Origin of the sequence: Chryseobacterium sp. SIMBA_028 (assembly GCF_046535285.1) — a bacterium.
Taxonomy (GTDB): Bacteria; Bacteroidota; Bacteroidia; order Flavobacteriales; family Weeksellaceae; genus Chryseobacterium.
Map to the genome: position 1 here is coordinate 134,618 of NZ_JAWRWZ010000007.1, position 22,390 is coordinate 157,007.

A 22,390-nucleotide genomic window follows, 5' to 3' on the forward strand; every position below is an offset into this window, starting at 1 on the left:
ATCTTTAAATCGTCTATTATGAAGTATTTTAATTTATTTTCTACCCTACTGATTACAAAGGGAGCAGGCAGAATATTGATCTCAGACCTGCAGAGAAATGTTTCAGAGTTATATCCTCTGGAGCTTAATGAAATGATTGAGGAATTAAAACACCTTTCCATTGAAGAGGTTTTAGGAATGTATGATAAAGAGTCTAAAAAGATTGCTCAGAAATATTTGGATGTATTATTGGAGAATGAATATGGATTTATTACAGATAATGACTGGGAAAAAGGTTTTCCTGCCTTATCCCATGAGTATTTTGAACCGAGTATAATAACAGATCTTTTTATAGAAATGACAGATATCAGCCTGCTGAATCAACTCAAAATTTCAATAGAGCATCTAGAAATTAAACATCTTGTTATTTACAGTTCAAATTCATTTGCAGTAGAAGATTTCATATACATCGACAAAATATTTAAATCTTCTGTCTTATCAGGAATTGAAATATTTTCCCCCTTTCATGAAAGAATAAACAACATGTTCATACAAGACCTCAACAAAGGAACCGAGAGGCTATACAGTCTCATTTTTTATAATTGTCCTAAGGAATTTGTCAAAACCAAGGATGAGTTCAGGTTTGCCTTAAACTTTGTGGAAGATCAGCTAAAAATATCGTCCTGCGGAAAGGTAGAGATACAATATTTCAATACAAATCTTCCAAAGGTATTGGAAGCCCTTAATCACAACTCCTGTCTGCATAAGAAAATAGGAATTGATAAGAATGGCCAAATCAAGAACTGTCCCTTAATGCAGGAAAGCTTCGGAAGTATCCGAAATGTGAGCCTAGAGGAAGTATTGCAACAGCCAGATTTTAAAAAATATTGGAACCTCACCAAGGATCATATAGAAGTATGTAAGGACTGTGAATTCAGATACATCTGTACAGACTGCAGAGCCTATACAGAAAGCTCTCATTATGCCCCCAATGGACTGGACCTGTCAAAGCCTCTGAAATGTGGCTATAATCCCTATACCAATGAGTGGGAAGAATGGAGTAACAATCCGCTAAAACAGAAAGCCATCCATTCCTACAGCCTTTAGTAGTTCTTTATATCCTATTTAAAAAACTTCCATTTCGGAATAATGGCCAGCATTCCAAAACCTGTAAAAAGGAAAAGGTTGGTCACATCAGTATATAAAAACGTTGATAAGTAATAGTTGTGCATGAAAAAATGCAATACCAATAGGGCCGGAAACATAATAATTCCTACTTTTTTATAGAAAAACATCAGAACCAAACCTAGCATCATCAACACATCAATTGAGAAGATAATATAAAAATACCATTTTGGAATCTCAAGGAATTCATGTTGAAGATACTCATCAACATCTATTCCCAATCCCATTACTGTAAACAACATTAAGGCAGCAAATGCCAGTACAAATCCCCATCCTTTTTTCGGATCTTCGTCAAAATAGGTGTATTCTTCCATAGGTACAAAAATAAAGAACTTATGAGAGATTTCATAAGTTCTTTTATAGTTATTCGTTTAAAATTTGAATTAAATAGAGATAGCGTTGATCAGTCTATTTTTGTCACTTAAGTATTCTTCCATAGAAATCATACTTTCAGTTCTCATTACATCCTGAATATCATCAATCTGATAAATAATTCTTTTGGCATCATCTGTATTCTTTGCTCTTACTTTACAGAAAATATTATATTTTCCGGAAATAACACTTGCCTCAATTACGTTAGGAATAGTTGACAATTCTTTCAATACTTCTTGAGTACGGTTTGATTTTGTCAAAAGGATTCCGATGAAAGCTGTAAAGTGATAGTCCAGCTTACCATAATCGATGTTAAGAGATGATCCCAAAATAATACCTGCATCTTCCATCTTTTTCACTCTTACGTGAATTGTTCCAGCAGAAACGTCCATCTGCTTTGCAATTTCAGTAAAAGGCATTCTTGTGTTTTCTACTAAGAAATCAAGAATCTTCTTGTCTATTTCGTCCAGTTGATAGTTCATATTAGTTAAATTACAATTTCTTTAAAAAACCTATGTATTTTTTGCAAATTTATGAAAAATAATTTAACTAAAAAATATATATCAAATATTAACAATAATTAACACGGATGATAAAAATCATTAAAATATTCTGATTATTTAGCATTTGATTTTATAGAATCTGTTTTTATTTCAACTTTATCCGTAGAGGTTTTTTTGTCTTTTTTCTTCTTTTTAAACAAAGAATTGAAGCTTTTACTCCACATAACCCCAACTCCATACGCTTGATTAGCAGCTCCATTTGTACTTATCATACCAATGTTAGTAGGCTTGGAATACCCTCGTAGAACCAAAGTACCATCATTTTTCTTAGAAAGGTCATATTCTATAGATCCTTCACCAGAAAGATAATTATTCTGCGCCCCGCTGCTATTGGCATCGGTTTTAGACAAGGGAATTCCCAGGCCGGTTTTAATATTTATTCTAGGGGAAACAGCAACACTAAGCCCTGCATTAGCCCGGTCTCCAATATTAGAGTTTTGGTCACCTTTTACATAATTCAGGTCAATTTGGAATTCGTTACTCATGGTATTAAGAACAGATCCCAACTGCTTTAGAAGCATATTGTACCCTGAAGATTCGGCAACACTACCTACATTTACATCTACTCCACCTGTGTTGGACACATTGAACGTGCTTAAAAGAAGAACGGAACCAAACTGGAGTACTTTCTCCCCCTCCTGGCTCATTTTAGCGGCCAGCGTTTCTCTTACCTGACTGGAAACATCCATTGCCGTAAGATTCAGTTCTACTTTAGGATCCATCAAAGACTCGGTAATGTTGGCTTGCAACATAATACTAATAGGTTGAAGTTTCCCCATACTCAGATATTCTCCTGCATTGGAAACCATTCTTACGTAATTAGCCGTGATATCCAGTGCCGGCTTCATGGCGTCACCATCCCATCTGATGCTACTATTTTTTTCAATCTGAAAAGTCTTGTTAAGGATTGCCTTGGAAACAAATGTTCCGTTATCTACCTTATATGTTCCGCTCATGGCAATGTTGCCCTGTCTGTTCATCTGGAATTTGAGCGGATCTGCAATTCCTTTTACAGTAATGTTACCTACATCATCACCAACAAGTACATTTACAGTGGTTCCTTTATCCACAGCCAGATTGAAATCGATATTCATATTGGCACCTGTCTTTTTCTTTTCTTCCAGGGTTACCAAACCGTCTTTCCCTTCTTTCAGGAACCTCAGCATCTTGAATTCTTCAACATTGGAGGTAGAACTGGAATTAAAGGTGAAAGTACTTCCATTAAGAGCTTTCATGTTAGGAGTTGTAATACTCAATCCTGAAACCGGTCCATCCACATAAAGATCTCCCTGTCCATAGACTCTTCCCCAAAACAGATCAAAGTCCTTTTGAGTTGTATTAAGCATCAACAGGTTATCTGCCCTCATTACGAGAGATACCCCCATTGAAGAAAGAGTTTCAAACTGGATCGCCCCAGAGATGTTCCCTTTGGAGTTGGATCTACCATCATGAACCTCAATATTGTTGAGGATTGCCAATCCTTTGGTAAGCTGTATCACGGTATCATCAAATGAATAATCTACTCCTGTAAAAAGAAGTTTTAATCCAAAATCTTTTAGAGCTATATCTCCATTGTAGTCCAGGTTACGAAGCTTCCCATTAATCTTAAGATCCCCGGTTGCTTTACCTCTAATATTTCCAAAAATAGTCTGAACAAACTGCTGTGTAAATGATAAATCAAAGTCTCTCATTTCTGCTGTCAGATCAATAGTTGGAGAAGCGGTATTGTTATTAACAGTACCTGTAAGATTCAGACTATTATTCCCAAGTACCCCTGCTGAATGAACTTTAACATCAATGTCATATACATTCAAAGAGAATCCATTGGTGGCAGAAATAGAAATATCCCCCATTTCATTACCATTCATCTTAATATCATCTATGGTAAGATCTACTAATGGCTGTAAAGTACTTTTATCCATTTTGATCTTTACACTTCCGTTGGCAAGACCCTGTATATCCATACCATTTCCTCCGGACTGCATTTCCAGAAGCTTTTCGATGGCAAAATCACTGATATCAGCATCTACATAAAAGTCCTTGGCTGACTTAAATTGTGCTTCCTTAATAAATAAAGCACTTTTATCAGAATAAACCCTCAGATTCCGAATGTCAAAATCTGCTGTTTTCTTTCTATAGGTAATAGAGTGATTAAGCTCCGGACTAGTATCTATTGCCCATGTAACCTCATTGAATTTAACTTCGGTAGGCTCAAATTTAAATACATAATCGCCCACAGCATCTGTGGACTGATCGACATTAATGGCATATTCTTTAAGCTTTTCGTTTAGCTCATCATCCGGACTTCCATGTTTAAATACGGTGGCCAGATGAAGAGTATTTCCATTTTCATTGTTTCCTTTAAGCTCAAAATCCTTAATAATATTCTTATTGTATTGCAATCTGTTGATTCTGGCATACAACTGCTGATCAAGATTAGCGGTATTTATTCTTATTTTGACACTATCCACCAAAGCACTGTCTCTATTGATGTTCTTTCTGTCATTAATTTTATAGTCAGGATTAGAGGATGCTAAGGCTTTATCTGCATCTGTAATCTCTTCCTCTTTTGTCATGATATACTTTAAAGCTGATGCATCAAGATTCAGGATCAGGTTATTGGAGTTTCCGTCATATTCTCCTTCTACCAAAGCTCCGTTAGGCAGCTTCAGTTCAGGTAAGAAATAATTAACCAATCCCTGTTGTACATCAAACTTCATAGTGAAATTCTGACCTCTGTACAATTTTCTTGGTGGTGGACCAACAAGTATCCTCCCTACTCCATTCTCTACCATTCCTACAAGATCAGCAAGGCTATATTTACCGGATATTTTCCCTGTAGCAGCACCCGGTGCATCCACATCTATCACACGTCCCCCGGCTTCAATAAATGTCTTTACTTTGGCATTAGGAATATCATATTTCTGAGTAGCTGTAGCAAAGTGAAGGTTATTGGCATTGATATCCAATGTAAGGTCATTGATGGATGACATAGACATTTTACCCTCAACCTGTCCACTTACAATCTGGTTTCCTGGTTTATTGGTAAAATAGTTCATATTCAGATGGGTAACATCAGCATTTACATCCATAGCCACTTTAGAAGTACTGAAGTCTATCAGTCCTTTGATAGTAGCTTTTGCCTGCTCATCATCAACAGTAATAAGCCCGTTATATTTTTTATGGTCCAATAATCCATCAAGATATAGATTATTGATAACCTTATCCATAATTTCAATGCTGGCAATCTGGGATTTGGTAGTAAGACGCATTGTATTGACATCAAAGCTCTGCCCATTAAGATCAAATTTACCGGAGATTAAACCTACTGTTTTATTTTTTGTGATTACAGAGGTATTTAAATCCTTTACATCAAGATATCCTGAGTATTTTGGCATTGCCGTGCTATATCCTGTTAAAGAAAGCTTGGAGATTTTTGCCTGCCCAATCCCTGTCATCAGATTTCCGTTATCCACATAAATTTGATCCGGATTTACCTTTGCTGTTCCGTTATACTTTAGCTTTCCAAAATCATCAGCAAAGTTCTTCATTTTGCTGGCGATAAAAGTAGGCATCATTGCTTTTAAATCCTTATAGGTGAAGTCCATAGAAAGATCTTTTGTTTCGATGGAAAAGTGCCCGTTCAGCAAATTGTCAACCTTCATTGTTTTTGTAGCGATATTCACGTCAGGATTTCGGATCAGGAAATCTTCCAGGTGAAATTTATTTAAAGGGCCAGTCATTTTTCCCGCAAGATTAAATGGCTTGAAATTATCCCAGTTCGTCACAAAATAGCTGATATCATATCCACTCACCTGACTTCCCTGTTGAATATTCATATCCCAACGAACCTTATCTGCAAAATCTGCCCACGAACCATCACGAAGATTGAATTTAATATCTCCCTGAAGCAAGGTATGATCTGTATTTAGGGTAAGATCTTTTAAGGATAGAAATTGTTTGGTTAAGGATAATTCTGTTGAAAAGGTATCAACGATATGAGATTTACCCCATCTGGAAGTCACAAAGGACATATTATTAATAAGCGCCGAAACATTGGGTCCGTTCACCTTAACGTTGGGTGCTTTTAAGTTAAAATTTGTTGCAGTAAGCCATTTCCCCTCTTCTCCGGAAGAGTTTTCATTAATAATAGAAACTTTGGAATCAAGGATCTGTACTCTTGAGTTTAATTGAAACGGAGGTTTTTTGGGGTCTCTTTTTTTTCCATCATCAAACAGCTCTGTGAATCTGACAAAATTGGAGATACTATCTCCTTTATAAGTAATAACTTTTACTTCTGCATTAACAAGTGTAAGGGAATTAAAGCTTAAAGAATTGCTTTTTCCTGAAATAGCATTTACCGCCAGAGATATCCAGTCTGAGTCAGCACGAAATTCACGTGCTTTGATAAAATCTAATCCTTTATAATCTTTTACTTTTAATCCTTTTATCGTTACATTTCCAAAATAGTTCACATCTACACTTTCAGTAGAAAATCCGGATTTAAAGTCATTGTTTACAAGTTTTAATGCCTGATCTGCTGCCCATTGTTTAGTTACCGGAAGGTTAACGGCAACCAGTACTCCTCCTACCAGAACAATACCCAACCAAAAGAGAATAAGCAAAAGCTTTGCCCACCAACTGTAACTGGTCACATCTTTTATAGCCTGTTTCCCAAACTCTTCTGCTGTTTCTATGGGATGATTAATTGCATCTGAAGCTAGCTCAGATGCCTCTTTTACTGTTTCCCGAACTTTGCCCTCTACATTTTCCACAGTCTTCTGTACCTGATCACCTAGGTTTTCAGTTACGGATTTTTTATTCTCATTCTCGTTATTATTCTCTAACTTTGCCATTATTATGAGCGACTCTATAATTTTAGGTATTGAATCGTCTTGCGACGACACCTCAGCAGCTATCATCAAGGGGAATTCTATTCTTTCAAACATTGCTGCGAATCAGGCCATCCATAAAGAATATGGAGGTGTAGTGCCTGAATTGGCTTCGCGAGCCCATCAACAAAATATAATCCCCGTTGTTGAAAAATCTTTTACCAAAGCAAATATACAACAAAATGCAATCTCTGCTATAGGATTTACACGTGGCCCCGGACTTTTGGGATCTCTTCTTGTAGGAACATCATTTGCTAAGTCATTGGCTATGAGCCTCAACGTTCCGTTAATTGAAGTTAATCACCTCCAAGCCCATATTTTGGCCCATTTTATCGAAGATGCAAATCCTATGCCGCCTACCTTTCCTTTTCTTTGTCTTACCGTAAGTGGTGGACATACCATGATTGTATTGGTGAAGGATTATTTTGATATGGAAATCATCGGAAAAACAATTGATGATGCCGCAGGAGAAGCTTTTGACAAAATCGGAAAAATCTTTGATCTGGATTATCCTGCCGGACCTATTATTGACAGGCTTGCAAAGGAGGGAAATCCTGATGCCTTTAAATTCAACAAACCTAAGTTAGAAAACTTCGATTATTCTTTCAGTGGTATTAAAACTTCCGTTTTATATTTCATTCAAAAAGAAGTTAGAAAAAACCCCGATTTTATTAAGGAAAACCTCAATGACCTTTGTGCATCTGTACAGAAATGCATCATTGAGATCCTAATGAATAAGCTAGAAAAAGCTGCTAAAGAACTGAACATCAAAGAAGTTGCCATTGCTGGTGGTGTATCTGCCAATTCTGCTCTTAGAAAAGCAATGGAAGACAACAAGGAAAGACTGGGTTGGAGTATTTACATTCCAAAATTTGAATATACTACTGATAATGCTGCCATGATTGCCATGGTTGCACAACTGAAGTTTGAAAGAGGAGAATTTACAGATTTAAGAACTTCAGCAACTGCAAAATATGATTTATGAAAATACTCTTAGAAGAAAAATTACTGGGAACACATTCTAAAAAGAACTCAAAATACTACTGGATATTAGAAACAATTACAGGGAAAAATGAGAACACTGAGGACTCTTTAGAGTATTTCCAATCAAGTTCTGAGAAAGGATATATTCAGGATGTAAAAGAAGAAATTTTAAAATCAATAAATTCTGAACATCCTTTTAGTTTTCCTTACACCCCAAAAGAGGGAGATTATTTATCGATCAAAAATAATCTGAGAAAGCAGGAATACTTAAATCTGATTTTCATTAATAACAATTGGATAGAAGAAATATTCATGTGTTCTTATCGGGACTGTGATAATGATATATACACAACCATCAAAACAGGAGTTGCATTTTTAACTCAGGATATATGAAATTATTTTATGGAGAAATTGCTCATCAACAAGTTACTATCAACGATGATGAGCAACAACATATTGTAAAGGTTCTTCGCATGAAAGAGGGAGAAGAAATTCATGTGACGGATGGAAAAGGGAAACTGGCTTTCGGAAAACTTATTATAGAGGGAAAGAAAGCAAGTATTGAAGTTGCTGAAATCAAGGAAAACCTCCCAGTCTTTAATCCCAGACTTCATATAGCGATTGCCCCAACGAAGAATATTGACCGTATAGAATTTTTTGTAGAAAAGGCTGTAGAAATGGGAATTTCTGAGATCAGTATTATTGTGACTGAAAAAACTGAGCGTAAGAATATCAATATAGAAAAAATCAGAAAGCAGGCTATTGCTGCATCTAAGCAGAGTTTAAGATTTTATTTCCCGGCCATCAATGATGCTGTAAAATTACCTGATTTCCTGAAAAGCATTGATCCTGAAAACACTTATGTAGCGCATTGTCATGAAAATCTGGAAAGAATAGATCTTAAAAATATACCTTCAATGGAACAAGTTACTTTCTTAATTGGTCCTGAAGGTGATTTTTCTGAAAAGGAAATTTCTTTTCTGGCTGAGAATAAAATCAAGGCTGTTTCATTAGGTAACCAGAGGTTGAGAACCGAAACTGCCGGCGTATTTGTAGCTGCATGGAATTATTATAATATGATCTAAAAACTTATCAGAAAAAGTGGATAACCTATGATTATTCTGTAATCCATTTACCATTTTTTCTGTATTGATAAGTTCCTCCCTCATCATCATTAATCTGGACGCTTTGCAGAACCAGTTTTCCTTTTTCCCAGGCATACACCTTGAAATAGGTATCTGTAGGCCCAACATGATAATCGGAAATAATTTTCTTTTTCAATGCATCTATTTTAGGATTAATGATGGTATCCAGTGGTTTATAGCGCTCATACCTCCTTGTACTCTTGTTATAAAGCCAAAAACTGGACGAGGAAGTGTAGTTTCCTGCCTGATTAACAAGTTCTATGTCATTTAATCCATCAAAATTAATATCCTGATTAACACCAAAAAAGGCCTCTCCTTCATTTAAAACCGAAATGGTATCTACAATAATTTTTTGATGGAGAATTTCTTTATCAAATATTCCTATGGATTTAAAATCAATAGTCTCATTTGATCTTTTTATTCCCTCAAGCGTATAAACATATCCATTTCCTTTCAGCGTTTTTGAAAAAGGGATAGCTGTTGTATCTATACTTTCTTCCACTTGTAGGGGTTTTATAATACTGTCTTCATTAGTCCTATTTTCTTTCTTAGCAGTTGTTTTTTTACCACAGCCAATGAAGAGTATTCCAATGAAGAGCATTATTTTATTCATACTCCCAATGACTGATTGCTACGTTTAAAGATGTGATAAGGGAAAAATGCAGCAATTACAAAAGGTATTAAATTTAGTGCACCTGCAAGAACAAATTCGTAGGTATATAAATGAAATATAATGATGAACAGCATAAAAAAAGTAAGCAGTTTTCTATTAAAAGCTCCTGCGAAGCAAAGAAACTGAAGTCCAATGCCCATTAGAGTAAGTACCACCCAAAAATTGTCGTAGGTATAGACCTGCTTTATCCATTCGGGTACTACTCTATCTGCCATCAGATAGTTTTCATAGGTATTTAGTTTTGCGGCATCTTTGTCTATCCACAGCAGTTTATCTGTCTGCTTAAGAATATTTTTTGCAGTTCCTAAAAACTTGCTCATCCCGGCAAGACTGTATGTTATTAAAAGTCCAAGATAAAAATACTGTACCTGTTTATAATCTTTTTCATCAAGGTTTTTGGGAAGCAGAAAGATACTCAGGAAAAAACCGAGTATAATAAGATGGTTGGTATGACGGATTCCAAAGTTGGCAGATATGGGAAGATTAATAACCGTTATCAGTAAAAATATCAATACATTAAGTATATAGGACTGTTTGATAAGCGAGGCAATAATACATATTCCACAAGCAACTAAAAGCCCCACAAATAGCGGCACACTAGGATACTCAGGAAACATCATGCGCTGAATCCACAAAGCAGGTTCGTAAAGTTCCTTTGGCCTACCCGTAAGTTCAGCAAATCTTCCATATTGGGCAACCAGCCAATACAAGCCAAATATTCTTATGGCATAGTAAGCAATTTTATAATTGAATACAGTAAGCTGAGCGTAGTTCATTAGAGCTTGGTAATAAATGTTTTAGTGATCTTCATCTTTTTCTCATCCACTTCTATGGGTCTATATTTCTCCTTGTACAGTAGATATCCCTGGAACTCCGGTAGGGCATCTTTAGCAAAAATAAGAAGCTTTTTCATATTCCCGTTCCTATCATTATTTAGATCTATTTCTCCTCCATACGCAGTGATAATACCATCCATATCATTATCCGTATAGTGTTTCGTATTGGTATTTAAAATTCTTAAGGTATCCCCATTTTTAATTCCGTAAAGCTTATACCTCTGTCCAAATTCTTCTCCTCCGCAAGGCACCGTAAACAACTTCCAGCTTGCAAAAGGATATATTTCTTTTCTTCCTATTTCTCCCATAACAAGACTTATCAAAGACATTACGAAAGAAAAAATGAATAAATATTTGGTGTATTTTTTCATGAATCTAAAGTATATTTTGTTCGGCTAAATATTTTGCATAAATCTCCTTTCCACTACTGATGGAATTTACCGCCCATCGTATCTGCATTTCCAACAGCTTTTGTTCATTAAGCTTATAGTCAATATTTGATTTAAGAAGTTTCTGTTTCAGCTCATACATACAAATTCCTGCCGCTACAGAAACATTATAACTTCTTGTAAAGCCAAACATCGGAATAGCCAGTGTCTCATCTGCAAAATCAATGACTTCTTCAGAAACTCCGGCCTGCTCGGTTCCGAAAACCAAGGCTATGGGTTCTGTAATTTCATATTCAGGAAGCATTACGGCATTTTTTTCAAGAGATACAGCGAGAATTTTATAGCCTCTGTCCTTAATATTTTGCAAGGAGTCAATATTCTTAGGCATTTTTTCAACTTCAACCCATGTTTCGGCACCCTTGGTAACCGTAAGATTGGGATTGAAAACATTTTCTTCCTCCATGGCAACTACCTTATGGAAAGCACAGGCTTCCACCGATCTTATGATAGCCGCAGCATTTCTGAACTGGTACACATCATCCATCACAGGAAGCACAAAATCAGAACTTTCTTTGGAGAAATGTTCAATCTTTGCCAGTCTTTCTTCTGTTAAAAACTGTTTTAAATATTCAAAAGTTTGTGCTAAATCTTTCATTCATTTTCAAATCTTTGCAAATTAACGTAATTTTGGAGTATGAAGCCTAATTGAGGCCCAATTCTTAATTAAAAATAGTACATGAAGCGAAAAGTCCTGCTCATCTATACCGGAGGAACCATCGGTATGGAAAAAGATTATGAAACCGGCAGTCTCCGTGCCTTTGATTTTGGTAATATCTTTGAAAAGATGCCTGAAATGAAGCTTATGGAATGTGAAGTTTTCGTGCATCCCTTTGCAAAACCACTGGACTCTTCGGATATGGGACCTGAGGAATGGAGAGTAATCGCCAACTATATTCTAAAAAATTATCATGACTATGACGGTTTCCTGATTCTTCACGGAACAGATACCATGTCTTATACAGCTTCGGCACTAAGCTTCATGTTAAAAGGTTTAAGAAAACCTGTAATTATGACCGGTTCCCAACTTCCCATTGGTGATCTGAGAACGGATGCTAAAGAGAATCTTCTTACCAGCCTTTACTATGCAAGTCTTTATGAGAATGATGAAGCGGTTATTCAGGAGGTTGCCATTTATTTCGAATATAAATTATTACGAGGTAACAGAACACTGAAGTATTCTGCGGAGTATTTTGATGCCTATTCAAGTCCCAACTACCCTATTTTAGGGCAATCCGGGGTTCACTTAAATATTATCAAGGATAATCTCTTCCGTTGTGATCCTGAAGTAGAATTTCACGTGGATGAACATATTTCTGAGGACATTTTATTCTGGAGGATTTTCCCGGGCATGCATTTGAGCCACTTTAGAGAAATTCCTAAAATGAAAGTTCTTATTCTGCAGGTATTTGGTTCAGGAACGATATTCAGTAGTGCAAAAACGCAGGAAACACTTCAGGAAATCAGAAATAATGGCACTGAAATCGTAGTGGTAAGTCAATGTATTTCAGGAGGTATCTCGTTTGGAAAATATGAAAACAGTAATATTTTTTCAAGAATAGGAGCTATAAGCGGCAGAGATATGACTGCAGAGACAGCTATAACTAAAGCTATGCACCTGATAGACAATCCTAATTACTCCGGAAGTTTCGCGGATAACTTTACCAAAAGCCTTTGCGGAGAAATTACTGCTGAAAAAATGCACTAAAAATTTGGTATTTAAATAAAATATCCTATTTTTGCAATCTCAAAAAGAGAGGTGTCCGAGTGGTTGAAGGAGCTACCCTGGAAAGGTAGTATACGGGTAACTGTATCGAGGGTTCGAATCCCTTCCTCTCTGCAAAATAAAGCGTTGTATATCAACGCTTTATTTTTTTGCCCGTTTGGATAACATTTAAAATATCATTTTCCACAAATTATCAACAAGTTATCCACAGGTTTTCCACAATATCTTTTTGTTTGCCTATTTTCTTTTGTTAAGATTCATTTTATAATTTGTACTTAACAAAAATTACAATCTGGTTTTCTATTCCTAAATCTATCCTAAATCCAATTCTACTTTTGTCTTGTTTTTAAACAGTATTGAATATGTTTCAATAATCATTCAATACATAAAGCATCTAAATTTGTCATGATAAAATATCCTCAAGCGGTATCTCCGTTGTCCTTATCTAATCTTATGGTTTTACAGGTTTTAACATTTATAGTAAAGCATTTATCCGGCATATTCAGTATCAGGAAAATTCTTGTAGCTTTTAGTATATTAGGATATATGGGAAGTGTAATACATGCACAAATCAGTCCTCCGGGTCTGGGAGATGCCAATACTGCTTTCTGGTCTGCATTTGGAGTAAAGCGTCAGCTGGATTCAGTGGGAAAAAAGCAAACAATGAGCTATATTGCTATAGGGCGCAAAAGTAGTCCGGACAATGACAATTTGTTTTCAAAGCAAGCCATTTTTGTATTAAATCATGAGGTTTACAATTCTTTTGCTCCTCATCAGCAATACAGCTATGCCATCAGCTACAGAAGACAACCTCAATATGAAAGTGATGCTCCTTATGAAAAAGAAAATACGGAACAGGAGTTCAGGATCTATGGACGATATGCCTATACTTTTAATCTTGGAAAGAAATTTAAATTAAAAAATACTGTCCGACAGGAATTCAGAAAGTTCTTTGATACTGATTTTCATAAGGTGGAAGAGGATTTTCAATTAAGAACCCGTATCAAAAGCCAGTTGACCTACAATGTATCTCCTACGAATAATCAAAACCTGGCCATAAGTGCCGAAGCTCTGTTTTCTGTGAGTCATCTTAATGAACCTGAACAGCATTGGAATTCTTTTGGTTATCGGGAAATGCGTCTTTCTGCTTATTATATGTTTAATATTCCACATTCTCCTTTTACCGTAGATATCGGATATATGGATGATCTGATTCAGGGTAGTAAAAGTATTCATAAAGGCGGAGTACATTATCTGGCAGCCGATCTGATCTGGAACATACCTTATAAAAAGTAATCATTCAATGAATATAAAAATCCCAGCCATCTCTGACCGGGATTTTTGCTTGGAAAACACAAGATTTTCCACAATATAATTAAGTATGAATGTTTGGTGTAAAATTTAGTTACATAAGGTGAGAAACTGACGACTCATTTGTACCTTGAATTTTGCTTCAGCTCTTGAATGATGATAAATAGAATGCTCAAATGCGCGTACTGTCTTCAGTTTCTGATCAATAAATTCAGCAATATCAGCAATGGAAAAAATAAAATCCTTGTAGGTCTCCATATTTACGGTCTGTCCGTAATATGGCAGATACGCTTTCAAAAAGGGAATTACTTTCTGATGACGATTGTAGCTGATACAATACCCTACCCCATCTACGGAGGTAACAATATGATGATCATTGATATAATCCAGAATATTTTTATTTCCGTTTAAAGCATTATTGTTTTTTGAACAATACTTGTTGACTTTATCCAGAATGTGCTGTGCATATTCCATCATCGAAATATTTTTAAATTCAAATATATGGTTTAATGCCTTTTTAGAGGAATTTCCTTTTTCACAATCGGTACAGAAAGAGATTCCAATTCTTTCATGATAAGGAAAAAAGCAGTCTTTAATTTCAATGAAAGCATCTGCCTTTAGCTTATTTTCTGTAAAATTGTAATAAAGGTAAGGGCTATATAAAGCTACAAGAGCTTTCAAATAGTCTGTTTCATTTGTATTATAATATTCTTCAAACCATTTTTCAAGGTTATCATAATAGTGGCTTTCAAAGTCTTTAAAGTTTAAGTAAAATGGCAATTCCATAGCTCTGTAATTTTGATATGACAAAGCTATTACGGTAATGCGACAAAACTTGACGCAATATATTTTCTTTTGAAATATTATGTAGAATCAAGAGAGGGACAGCAAAACAAAAATCTGTTTCCTAAAATCAAGATATCTGACATTAGGAAACAGATTTTAAGATTGAAAATGATTGAACTTTCAACGATTATTTGTCATAATTTTTCATCAGATACTCAAAATAATGGATCATCTTCATATAGTTTTCTATGCTGAGATATTCGTTGGTACTGTGGATACTCTGCTGCTCTGAGCTGTTGATTTTAATAGGCATAAATCTGTAAACATTTTTACTTACAATTTCATACTTACCGGCATCGGTACCCGCCATTGTAAGGTAAGGAGATACGATTGCTCCGGGATAAATTTCTTTCACCCCCGCTTCTATTAATTTGAATGCCTTTGTATTGGTAGGAGATACTGAAGAGGCTTCTCTTGTATTATCAATCTCTTCTACTTCTACGTCAAAGCCTTTGGTTGCCTTTGCAATATGCTCCCGAACATCTTTTACCGTATTTCCCGGTAGAAGTCTGAAATTAACAACAAATTCTACTTCAGGAGAGAGTACATTGGTTCCATCACTTCCTTTCATCATCGTTAAAGCTGTGGTGGTTCTTACCAATGCATTGGTTGTATTATTTTTGGTGAGCTGTGAGATCAGTACTGGTTTTAAAAGCCATTGGTTTGCCAATGCTAATCTGGTGGTAAACGGCATAGCTCCTCCGATGTTATTAAAAAATTCTTTGATTAATGGGGTGATAACAGGTTTCATCTGATCATCTTCTAGCCGCTGCATAATCACAGCTGCTTTTCCAATGGCACTTTCCATTGGAGGCATAGAAGAATGTCCTCCAAGTCCCTTTACCTTTATTTTGGCGGAAAGAAATCCTTTTTCGGCACACCCTACTACAGCAACATCTGCATCTACACCAGCTACGTTTCCTTTTCTCATGATTAATCCGCCCTCATCATATACTGCATCAAACTTCAGCCCTTTTTTCTTAAAATAATCTGCAATCTGTATGGCTCCTTTTTGTCCGCCCACTTCTTCATCAAAACCAAAAGCAAGGTAAATATCACGTTGCGGTATTTGTTTATTTTTAATCAAATTATTCATGGATTCCATTAAGGAAAAAAGCATTCCTTTCATGTCTATAGCTCCTCTACCGTAGATTCTTCCGTTGGCAACAGCTCCTGAAAAAGGGGCATAATCCCAATCCTCGGAAACTTTGGAAACAGGTTCTGATGGTTTGTCATCCGGTCTGAATACATTTTCTTCATTATTTTTTATATCGGCATCTCCTGGAGGAACCACATCCATGTGGGACAGAAATAAAATGGGTTCAAGTCCTGTGTTGCTTCCTTTAAGTCTGTATACTAAACCATACTGATTCACTTCAACATATTCGGTGTACTGATACACCAATGGATAGGAATTTTTTAAATATTCTTTAAACTGACCAAAAGGAGCATAATTAAATTCTCCCAAACTCCCTGTAGAAACAGTTGGAATCTTTATTCCTCCTGACAACCGCATTACTGCTGAGTCATTTTTCACAGGTTTCCAGCCCTCACCAGTTCCAGATGTATTTTTCTTAAAAGGATAAGTGTAAGTCTTGATCAAGAGTACGGCAGCAAGAATAATAAGAATACCCAGAATGGCTAAAAGAACTTTTTTCATAGCAGATAGATTTTGTGAAGTGGTTTGATTGTATAAATATAGTAAAGTATTTGGTCTTTAACAATTTTAAAACAGGGCTTTTCAATGATATATTCTATTTAAAAACCTGTTGAGTCTCTAAGTTATTTTATGCAAACAAATAATCCCTTTCTAGGTTTAGAAAGGGATTGTATTTATTTAAATCAGTAAGATATTAATTCAATATTTCATTCATTTGGGTCAGAATGATTGGTTTTCCGTCTGTCACTACAATGGTGTGCTCATGTTGTGCCATATAACCGCCTTTATTTCCTACCATTGTCCATCCATCTTTAAGCTCTACGGCAAGATTTGAGGAAGTGGAAATAAATGTCTCAATGGCTACTACAGAGTTTTTCTTGAAGCGTCTTGAATCAAAACGATTTTTGTAATTCAGCAATTCGTCGGGTTGTTCATGTAAGCTTTTCCCTACCCCATGGCCTGCAAGATTTTTAATGACTTTAAAACCTCTTTTCTTGGCTTCGGTTTCCATGAGAAATCCAATATCGGCGATCTTCACACCTCCTTTGATGTTATCAATTGCTTTTTGTAAAATATCTTTAGAGGCATCCACCAGTTTTTGATGTTGGTGAATATCTTTTCCAATGATAAATGAACCTCCATTATCGGCCCAATATCCATCCAGTTCTGCAGAAACATCTATATTAATCAGATCCCCTTCTTTTAATACCCGTTGTTCTGATGGAATGCCATGGCAAAATTCATTATCTACGCTTATGCAGGTCCATCCCGGAAATCCATAGGTGAGATAGGGAGCTGATTTAGCTCCAAGATCTGCCAGTATTTTGCCTCCATATTCGTCAAGATCCTTTGTTGTCATACCGGGTTGGGCATACTTTGTCATCTCTCTCAGGGTGTAAGCAACGGCTTCACTTACTTTCTGCATTCCGATTAACTGATCTTCATTTGTAATTGACATACAATTTATTTTGATTATTGATATAAACTCCAAGGACTGCAAACCTATCTGAAATGTTTTTAGTCGCTGTAAACTACAAAGTTAAAGAAATAAAATATTCTTTTTCTGAGCTCGTAAAAATAAAACAGGGAGTACCCAATGATACTCCCTGTTATTGCTACCTGATAGGTAGATGTTTTTGGTTTAATTTATATTTTAAATATAATTAAAAGCCTCTGTTGACGGTTAAAATATTTTCATCTTGGCTCAACATTCCTGCTGTATTTTCAGTGACTATTTTAAAGTGATGAGATAATGCAGTTCCATCAAGTCCATTATAAAGAAGAGTCCCAGTTCCCAAATCAGTATCTTTCAATGCCAGTTTAATAACTTCTTTTATTGGGGTATTAATATTTTCCAACGTTTTTATCTTCTTCCAGTTTCCTTGGCCAGACATTTTATAAACATGGTATTTTGCTTTATAGGCCATTTTACTCCATGTAAATGTTACATTAGTGTATCCTTGTCTACCAGGAATTCCTGAAAACTTTATTATTGGAGATTTTGGCAATACATTTTCCGTAATGGTTGTAATCATAATTTTCGATGCCTCCGAAGGAGCATATTCTGTTACAACAACATCAGATTGCGGATTTCCTGTATAGTTTGCTTCTGCATATTCTACCTCTGCCTCCACGGTTACGCGATAATATAATGGATCACTGAACGGAAATTGAACCAAATCTTCAAAATCATCTTCTAATGTCCAGACTTTATCATTCAAAACACCTGCGGCTTCCAAATCCAGCTCTTTTACAAGCTTCATAGTTCTTACAGAAACGGCATCCTGCATGGTAAGGGCACGATAAAGCTTTGCTTTCTTAACGTTATATATCTTTTTATAAGAATTGATCGTTATCTGCATTTTAGGTAAAATACCTAATTCTTTTTCTTCTAAAACAGGAATCACACTTTTGATCTCCGGTGTTTTTAGAGGGAATGAATTGACCATCTTTACAGGTCCTACCGCTGTACTCATCTCTCCCTGTACAAGCTGTGCATTGACTTCTTTTACAGAGTAGAAATAAACACTTGTGGAAGCACCATCTAATGTAAAATCTACAAATGTTGTTTTATTATTTCCTACTACTTTCATCATAGGTGCCATATCGAAATCTGGAGAGGTAGGGTTCAAATAGGCTCCGCTTTTATCTCTGATCACCTGGGCTTTTGGAACAGGCTGATAGTCTCCTCCTTTAATATGCTGATACAAGATCGGAATTTCTGTTAATGGTACATATGAATTCTGAATAGTCTGTTTAATAAAATCATAGAATGTTACTTTCCCATATTTTCCACTTGGATGTGCTGGAATGATTTGATGTTCCAAATGAGTCATCTGAGACGGAACTACGGGATTGATACTCTCCTGAAAATGTTTATTATGGTCTTTAATAAACAAGTTAATATTCTTGAATAAATCTTCATTATCCGGAAGTGGGAAACCAAAGCCATTATGCACTGTAAAGAGTTTTGTCGCTGCATTATAGCCAGCATTTGCCAATTCTAATAACCTTGTATTGAAGAATTCATCATTGTTTTTGTCTCTGATATATTCTATAGAATTAACTGTTGGCTCCTCATAATTTCCTTCTGTATAGTTATAGAGTGAACTTAACAGAATATCATCATTACTACGAAGATACATCACGCTAAACGGCCTGTGCGTAAACTGCGTTGTAAAAGCGTATGATGAACGTCCGAAATAATCCGGTCTGGTTGCAAATTTAGATCCCATTGGTGCCTCCGGAGTTGCAGGAGCTTCAATTCTTCTTCCAAACATCATGGTTGGGATAGAAATCCTTGAATTATATCCTACATAGGTGTTGTCTATAGCTCTGGCTCCGAAAATGCTGTATTTCTCTAACACATCCGGGGCTTGAGGAATCACATGATCCTTAGTCAAACGACATGGTGCATTGTAGTGAAGATAGGCTCTGTACCCTGGATAGAAATTCACTTCTTCCGTTCTTGGAACATTGGGCTGTAGAGGGTTTGTATCACTATGGGATTCGTCCAAAGCAAAAACTTTTAAATCACCACTTCCGATATTATCTATGCGGATCACCTTAAGTATTCTTTTCTCTGCTCCCTGTTGTCCTACTGCAGACACACGAATACTTCCTCTGTACCATTGTACACTGTCTTTACCTGGAATATCAGAGTATTGAGGATGCTTATTCAAAGTATATCCTGAGAAATTAAATTCATATAATCCTGTAAATGCAACGCCTGGTTCGTTAACTCTTGTGATGGTTGCATTCTTCTTAATACCTCTAAATTTCCTGTAGTACGTATTGTAAGTAATATCCGGTGCCTGACCTGATTCTACGGTAATCTCTTCTGTATGAATAGGCCAGTTATCTCCAATCTGAATTTTAAGAGCATGAGGGTTTACCGCTCCCCATGAACTTGTATTTTGCATATTCTCTGCCACCATGAAAGATACATTGGCACTTGGCACTAAAAAGTTCGCAGGATCAAAAGGAATCGGAGTATTTTGTCCGAATGCATTTCCAATCTGCATTTTCAGAATATGAAAAATCGGAAAGTCCGGGCTTGAACCTGGCACAATATTATGAATCGTATAATCATCTGTTCCTACGCTAAAGATACCTCCGATATAATTAGGGAAAGATGCCGCAGGAATAGTTGGGGTCATCATCTGATTAACTCCGGCACTGGTTAGTGGCAATGCCTTTGTTTTAATTACAGAAATTAAGGGATTTCCAGGCAGATCCGTGACGGTATCAATCATTCCGAAAACTTGTTTTAATGCTTCAGGACGGTAGAAAACTTCTATTTTATCTGCAAATAGCTCTTCATTATCTGGTAAAGGATTAAAGGTAGATAACTCTACTCCATTAATTGCTTTTTGGTAGGAAATCATATCCTGTGAAGCATCATACTCCATAGTAAGTCTCACCAAGGTCTTATCAGTAGCCGGATTTAGCTTATACATATCCTGCTCATTCTGTGATGTAAGCAATATTGGCAGCTCTTCCTGTACTAGGAATGCACTGATACTGGATGGAGGTAATAAGGTATTGGCAGGTTTAATTTTTGATTCTACCTGTTGGATAATAGGTGAAGATGTTGCTCTTGAGAACCAGTTTACTCCATAAGATCCATATACATGGATTCCTGATCTTGTTTCTTTGTGTACAAATGCTGGGTTTCCAAAATCCGGAATAGCAATAGCTACCGTTTCGTTGTGTGCTTCATCTCCATTTGAGTATACGTTCAGGAAATTAGGATCATTTGGTAATTCCGGAAGGTTCCATTTAGGATCTCCTTTAGTTTTATACTCAATTCCTACAGATACAGGATACGTGAACTTGGACATATCAAACTCTTGAGTTGTGTAATAAAACGGACTGTTCGCGGGTTCATCCGGAGCCAGCTCTTCAATCATCAAGCTTAAATATCTTCCTGTTCCGTCATGGGTATATCCATTGGCATCAGTAAGGCTGCTCATTGTAGTTCCTGCCGTAGGATCTGCTGAAACCATTCCTGGAACCGGTGCTTTTAAACGAACTGGCAGAGACAGACGCTGATCTTCTAAGGAAGTTGGCAAAGACATTGAAAGATGATCAATTTTTGTGGATGGCTCTCCCGTATGAAAATCCACAAGAGTTTCATAGTGAGCAATATATAAATACTGATTTCCATCATAAACTTCGTCTCTTAAATCCAGATGTCCTAACCCAAGCATTCTTGCGACATGATAATCTAATCCCGCCATCTGAAGGTTATTAAAATGAGAGAATTCCAGGGGATTTGAATCATCAGGGTTATCAGTTGAAAAATAATGATCAATAGCTAAGTGATTATCCGGGTTCTGGCTAAGGTCTAAATACCTTTTAACAGAATCCCTAATGGTATTTTCCTGCTGTGGCATATGTCCCCATTTTGTCTCATAGTTTCTGAGATTTACAAATTCATCATCGTTATATCTGGCCCAGGCAGCGTGAACAGGTCTATCCGGATTAGGTTCTAGCCTGCGTAAAACCTCTCCATCATCCACTGAAAGTCCAAATTTTCCAATTTCTTCCCAATTTCTTTTGAAAATAATATCATCATAGAACTCAAAATTAACCTTGGTAATAACAGTACCTGTTGGAATAAAACGAATACTTCTTCCGTTTTCAGCAAAGATTTTTTGTGAAAAATTTGAGATATTCTTTCTGAAGGTAACATTTTTTGAAAGCCCTGCAAGATTGGTTTCTACAGAAAGAACTTCTGTTTTGGCAGATCCATTATTACCGGAGGTAAGCTGTGTTGCAAAGAATAATTTTTTATTGGATTCTACCTCAATAAGATTACTTCCATACTGCTCTATAAATCCCGCAGGATTTGAAAAGGGATCTGTTTGGTTTCTTACCTCATTATATTTGTTTTTATTTCTGAAGTATACACGGAACATTCCGTCTTCACTATTACCATATAACCACAATCCTTCGGAATCAATAACCGTGGTTGGCTGATTCGTAAGATTAAGTTCTCTTACCTGAGGTTCATATCTGGTTCTATAAACACGGACAAAGTCATTTTGTTTATTAAATCCTTTGGGTGGACCTCCATAGTGGTCTCCTTTGGGTAAATGTTCTGCTAACGGTCCTTTCAGGGTCCATCTTAGGTGAATACCCAGAGTACTTTCTTCTCCCTTGGACCCAGCCGCCTGTAGATACAGGCAGTTGGATTGTACAAGAGGGTTAGTGACAGGAAGAATTCCTGAAGATGCTTTTTTATTATTTATATTGAAAGACATTTCT

General features: G+C 36.2%; 17 protein-coding genes and 1 tRNA gene. 7 read left to right on the forward strand and 11 right to left on the reverse strand.

Going from position 1 to position 22,390, the window contains the following annotated elements:
* Positions 1-18: 18 nt before the first annotated feature.
* The gene (gene gwsS, locus SCA31_RS11000; RefSeq protein ID WP_410697040.1) at positions 19-1,086 is read left to right on the forward strand and encodes a grasp-with-spasm system SPASM domain peptide maturase; all 1,068 of its coding nucleotides are present in this window, start codon (positions 19-21) and stop codon (positions 1,084-1,086) included.
* 14 nt (positions 1,087-1,100) lie between these two features.
* Here gwsS and SCA31_RS11005 read toward each other — a convergent pair whose 3' ends face one another.
* The 3 genes from SCA31_RS11005 to SCA31_RS11015 form a co-directional block, all read right to left on the reverse strand.
* Complete coding sequence (locus SCA31_RS11005; protein WP_410697042.1) at positions 1,101-1,478, reverse strand: hypothetical protein; 378 nt, start codon at positions 1,476-1,478, stop codon at positions 1,101-1,103.
* 69 nt (positions 1,479-1,547) lie between these two features.
* Positions 1,548-2,018, reverse strand: coding sequence for an Lrp/AsnC family transcriptional regulator (locus SCA31_RS11010; protein ID WP_034682046.1), 471 nt, complete (start codon positions 2,016-2,018; stop codon positions 1,548-1,550).
* 134 nt (positions 2,019-2,152) lie between these two features.
* Positions 2,153-6,955 carry a translocation/assembly module TamB domain-containing protein gene (locus SCA31_RS11015; protein WP_410697044.1) on the reverse strand — a complete coding sequence of 1,601 codons (4,803 nt, stop codon included), beginning with the start codon at positions 6,953-6,955 and terminating at the stop codon, positions 2,153-2,155.
* 4 nt (positions 6,956-6,959) lie between these two features.
* Between SCA31_RS11015 and tsaD the strand changes: the two genes are divergently transcribed.
* The 3 genes from tsaD to SCA31_RS11030 are packed head-to-tail and all read left to right on the forward strand — an operon-like array spanning position 6,960 to position 9,060.
* Complete coding sequence (gene tsaD, locus SCA31_RS11020) at positions 6,960-7,976, forward strand: tRNA (adenosine(37)-N6)-threonylcarbamoyltransferase complex transferase subunit TsaD (RefSeq protein WP_284464219.1); 1,017 nt, start codon at positions 6,960-6,962, stop codon at positions 7,974-7,976.
* Positions 7,973-8,368, forward strand: coding sequence for a hypothetical protein (locus SCA31_RS11025; RefSeq protein WP_410697045.1), 396 nt, complete (start codon positions 7,973-7,975; stop codon positions 8,366-8,368). Before tsaD ends, SCA31_RS11025 begins: the two co-directional genes overlap by 4 nt.
* A complete protein-coding gene (locus SCA31_RS11030; RefSeq protein WP_410697046.1) occupies positions 8,365-9,060 on the forward strand; it encodes an RsmE family RNA methyltransferase in 696 nt (231 codons plus the stop codon). Before SCA31_RS11025 ends, SCA31_RS11030 begins: the two co-directional genes overlap by 4 nt.
* 31 nt (positions 9,061-9,091) lie before the next feature.
* Here the strand turns inward: SCA31_RS11030 and SCA31_RS11035 are convergent, their stop codons facing one another.
* Genes SCA31_RS11035 through SCA31_RS11050 form a run of 4 tightly spaced genes read right to left on the reverse strand, consistent with a single transcriptional unit; the run spans position 9,092 to position 11,673 of the window.
* On the reverse strand, positions 9,092-9,721 hold the full coding sequence (locus tag SCA31_RS11035; protein WP_410697047.1) for an XAC2610-related protein: 630 nt from the start codon (positions 9,719-9,721) through the stop codon (positions 9,092-9,094).
* Between the two features lie 8 nt (positions 9,722-9,729).
* The gene (locus SCA31_RS11040) at positions 9,730-10,569 is read right to left on the reverse strand and encodes a hypothetical protein (protein ID WP_410697048.1); all 840 of its coding nucleotides are present in this window, start codon (positions 10,567-10,569) and stop codon (positions 9,730-9,732) included.
* The gene (locus tag SCA31_RS11045) at positions 10,569-11,000 is read right to left on the reverse strand and encodes a hypothetical protein (protein ID WP_410697050.1); all 432 of its coding nucleotides are present in this window, start codon (positions 10,998-11,000) and stop codon (positions 10,569-10,571) included. Before SCA31_RS11045 ends, SCA31_RS11040 begins: the two co-directional genes overlap by 1 nt.
* A gap of 4 nt (positions 11,001-11,004) precedes the next feature.
* Positions 11,005-11,673: a TrmH family RNA methyltransferase gene (locus SCA31_RS11050; RefSeq protein WP_410697051.1), complete on the reverse strand. Its 669-nt coding sequence runs from the start codon at positions 11,671-11,673 to the stop codon at positions 11,005-11,007.
* Between the two features lie 81 nt (positions 11,674-11,754).
* On the opposite strand from SCA31_RS11050, the gene SCA31_RS11055 reads away from it, so the two are divergent.
* The 3 genes from SCA31_RS11055 (at position 11,755) to SCA31_RS11065 (ending at position 14,097) form a co-directional block, all read left to right on the forward strand.
* A complete protein-coding gene (locus tag SCA31_RS11055) occupies positions 11,755-12,783 on the forward strand; it encodes an asparaginase (protein WP_410697053.1) in 1,029 nt (342 codons plus the stop codon).
* Positions 12,784-12,828: 45 nt separating this feature from the next.
* Positions 12,829-12,915 (forward strand) — tRNA-Ser (locus SCA31_RS11060).
* Between the two features lie 291 nt (positions 12,916-13,206).
* Positions 13,207-14,097, forward strand: a complete 891-nt coding sequence (locus SCA31_RS11065; RefSeq protein ID WP_410697055.1) for a DUF2490 domain-containing protein — start codon at positions 13,207-13,209, stop codon at positions 14,095-14,097.
* Positions 14,098-14,202: 105 nt separating this feature from the next.
* Here SCA31_RS11065 and SCA31_RS11070 read toward each other — a convergent pair whose 3' ends face one another.
* The 4 genes from SCA31_RS11070 to SCA31_RS11085 all read right to left on the reverse strand — a co-directional run bounded on the left by SCA31_RS11070 (position 14,203) and on the right by SCA31_RS11085 (position 22,386).
* Entirely contained in the window at positions 14,203-14,898 is a 696-nt protein-coding gene (locus SCA31_RS11070; RefSeq protein WP_410697057.1) for a hypothetical protein, read from the reverse strand.
* A gap of 187 nt (positions 14,899-15,085) precedes the next feature.
* Complete coding sequence (locus SCA31_RS11075) at positions 15,086-16,618, reverse strand: M20/M25/M40 family metallo-hydrolase (RefSeq protein WP_410697059.1); 1,533 nt, start codon at positions 16,616-16,618, stop codon at positions 15,086-15,088.
* A gap of 193 nt (positions 16,619-16,811) precedes the next feature.
* Positions 16,812-17,576 (reverse strand): type I methionyl aminopeptidase, encoded by a 765-nt coding sequence (map, locus tag SCA31_RS11080; protein ID WP_410697060.1) that lies wholly within the window; start codon positions 17,574-17,576, stop codon positions 16,812-16,814.
* Between the two features lie 205 nt (positions 17,577-17,781).
* Positions 17,782-22,386 (reverse strand): hypothetical protein, encoded by a 4,605-nt coding sequence (locus tag SCA31_RS11085; RefSeq protein ID WP_410697062.1) that lies wholly within the window; start codon positions 22,384-22,386, stop codon positions 17,782-17,784.
* Positions 22,387-22,390 lie beyond the last annotated feature (4 nt).

Bases quoted from the DNA above. Each gene is read 5' to 3' on its own strand.
- map (WP_410697060.1), bottom strand. From the start codon at position 17,576: ATGTCAATTACAAATGAAGATCAGTTAATCGGAATGCAGAAAGTAAGT.
- gwsS (WP_410697040.1), top strand. From the start codon at position 19: ATGAAGTATTTTAATTTATTTTCTACCCTACTGATTACAAAGGGAGCA.
- SCA31_RS11030 (WP_410697046.1), top strand. From the start codon at position 8,365: ATGAAATTATTTTATGGAGAAATTGCTCATCAACAAGTTACTATCAAC.
- SCA31_RS11010 (WP_034682046.1), bottom strand. From the start codon at position 2,018: ATGAACTATCAACTGGACGAAATAGACAAGAAGATTCTTGATTTCTTA.
- SCA31_RS11050 (WP_410697051.1), bottom strand. From the start codon at position 11,673: ATGAAAGATTTAGCACAAACTTTTGAATATTTAAAACAGTTTTTAACA.
- SCA31_RS11070 (WP_410697057.1), bottom strand. From the start codon at position 14,898: ATGGAATTGCCATTTTACTTAAACTTTAAAGACTTTGAAAGCCACTAT.
- SCA31_RS11035 (WP_410697047.1), bottom strand. From the start codon at position 9,721: ATGCTCTTCATTGGAATACTCTTCATTGGCTGTGGTAAAAAAACAACT.
- SCA31_RS11075 (WP_410697059.1), bottom strand. From the start codon at position 16,618: ATGAAAAAAGTTCTTTTAGCCATTCTGGGTATTCTTATTATTCTTGCT.
- SCA31_RS11065 (WP_410697055.1), top strand. From the start codon at position 13,207: ATGATAAAATATCCTCAAGCGGTATCTCCGTTGTCCTTATCTAATCTT.
- tsaD (WP_284464219.1), top strand. From the start codon at position 6,960: ATGAGCGACTCTATAATTTTAGGTATTGAATCGTCTTGCGACGACACC.
- SCA31_RS11045 (WP_410697050.1), bottom strand. From the start codon at position 11,000: ATGAAAAAATACACCAAATATTTATTCATTTTTTCTTTCGTAATGTCT.
- SCA31_RS11055 (WP_410697053.1), top strand. From the start codon at position 11,755: ATGAAGCGAAAAGTCCTGCTCATCTATACCGGAGGAACCATCGGTATG.
- SCA31_RS11085 (WP_410697062.1), bottom strand. From the start codon at position 22,386: ATGTCTTTCAATATAAATAATAAAAAAGCATCTTCAGGAATTCTTCCT.
- SCA31_RS11025 (WP_410697045.1), top strand. From the start codon at position 7,973: ATGAAAATACTCTTAGAAGAAAAATTACTGGGAACACATTCTAAAAAG.
- SCA31_RS11005 (WP_410697042.1), bottom strand. From the start codon at position 1,478: ATGGAAGAATACACCTATTTTGACGAAGATCCGAAAAAAGGATGGGGA.
- SCA31_RS11015 (WP_410697044.1), bottom strand. From the start codon at position 6,955: ATGGCAAAGTTAGAGAATAATAACGAGAATGAGAATAAAAAATCCGTA.
- SCA31_RS11040 (WP_410697048.1), bottom strand. From the start codon at position 10,569: ATGAACTACGCTCAGCTTACTGTATTCAATTATAAAATTGCTTACTAT.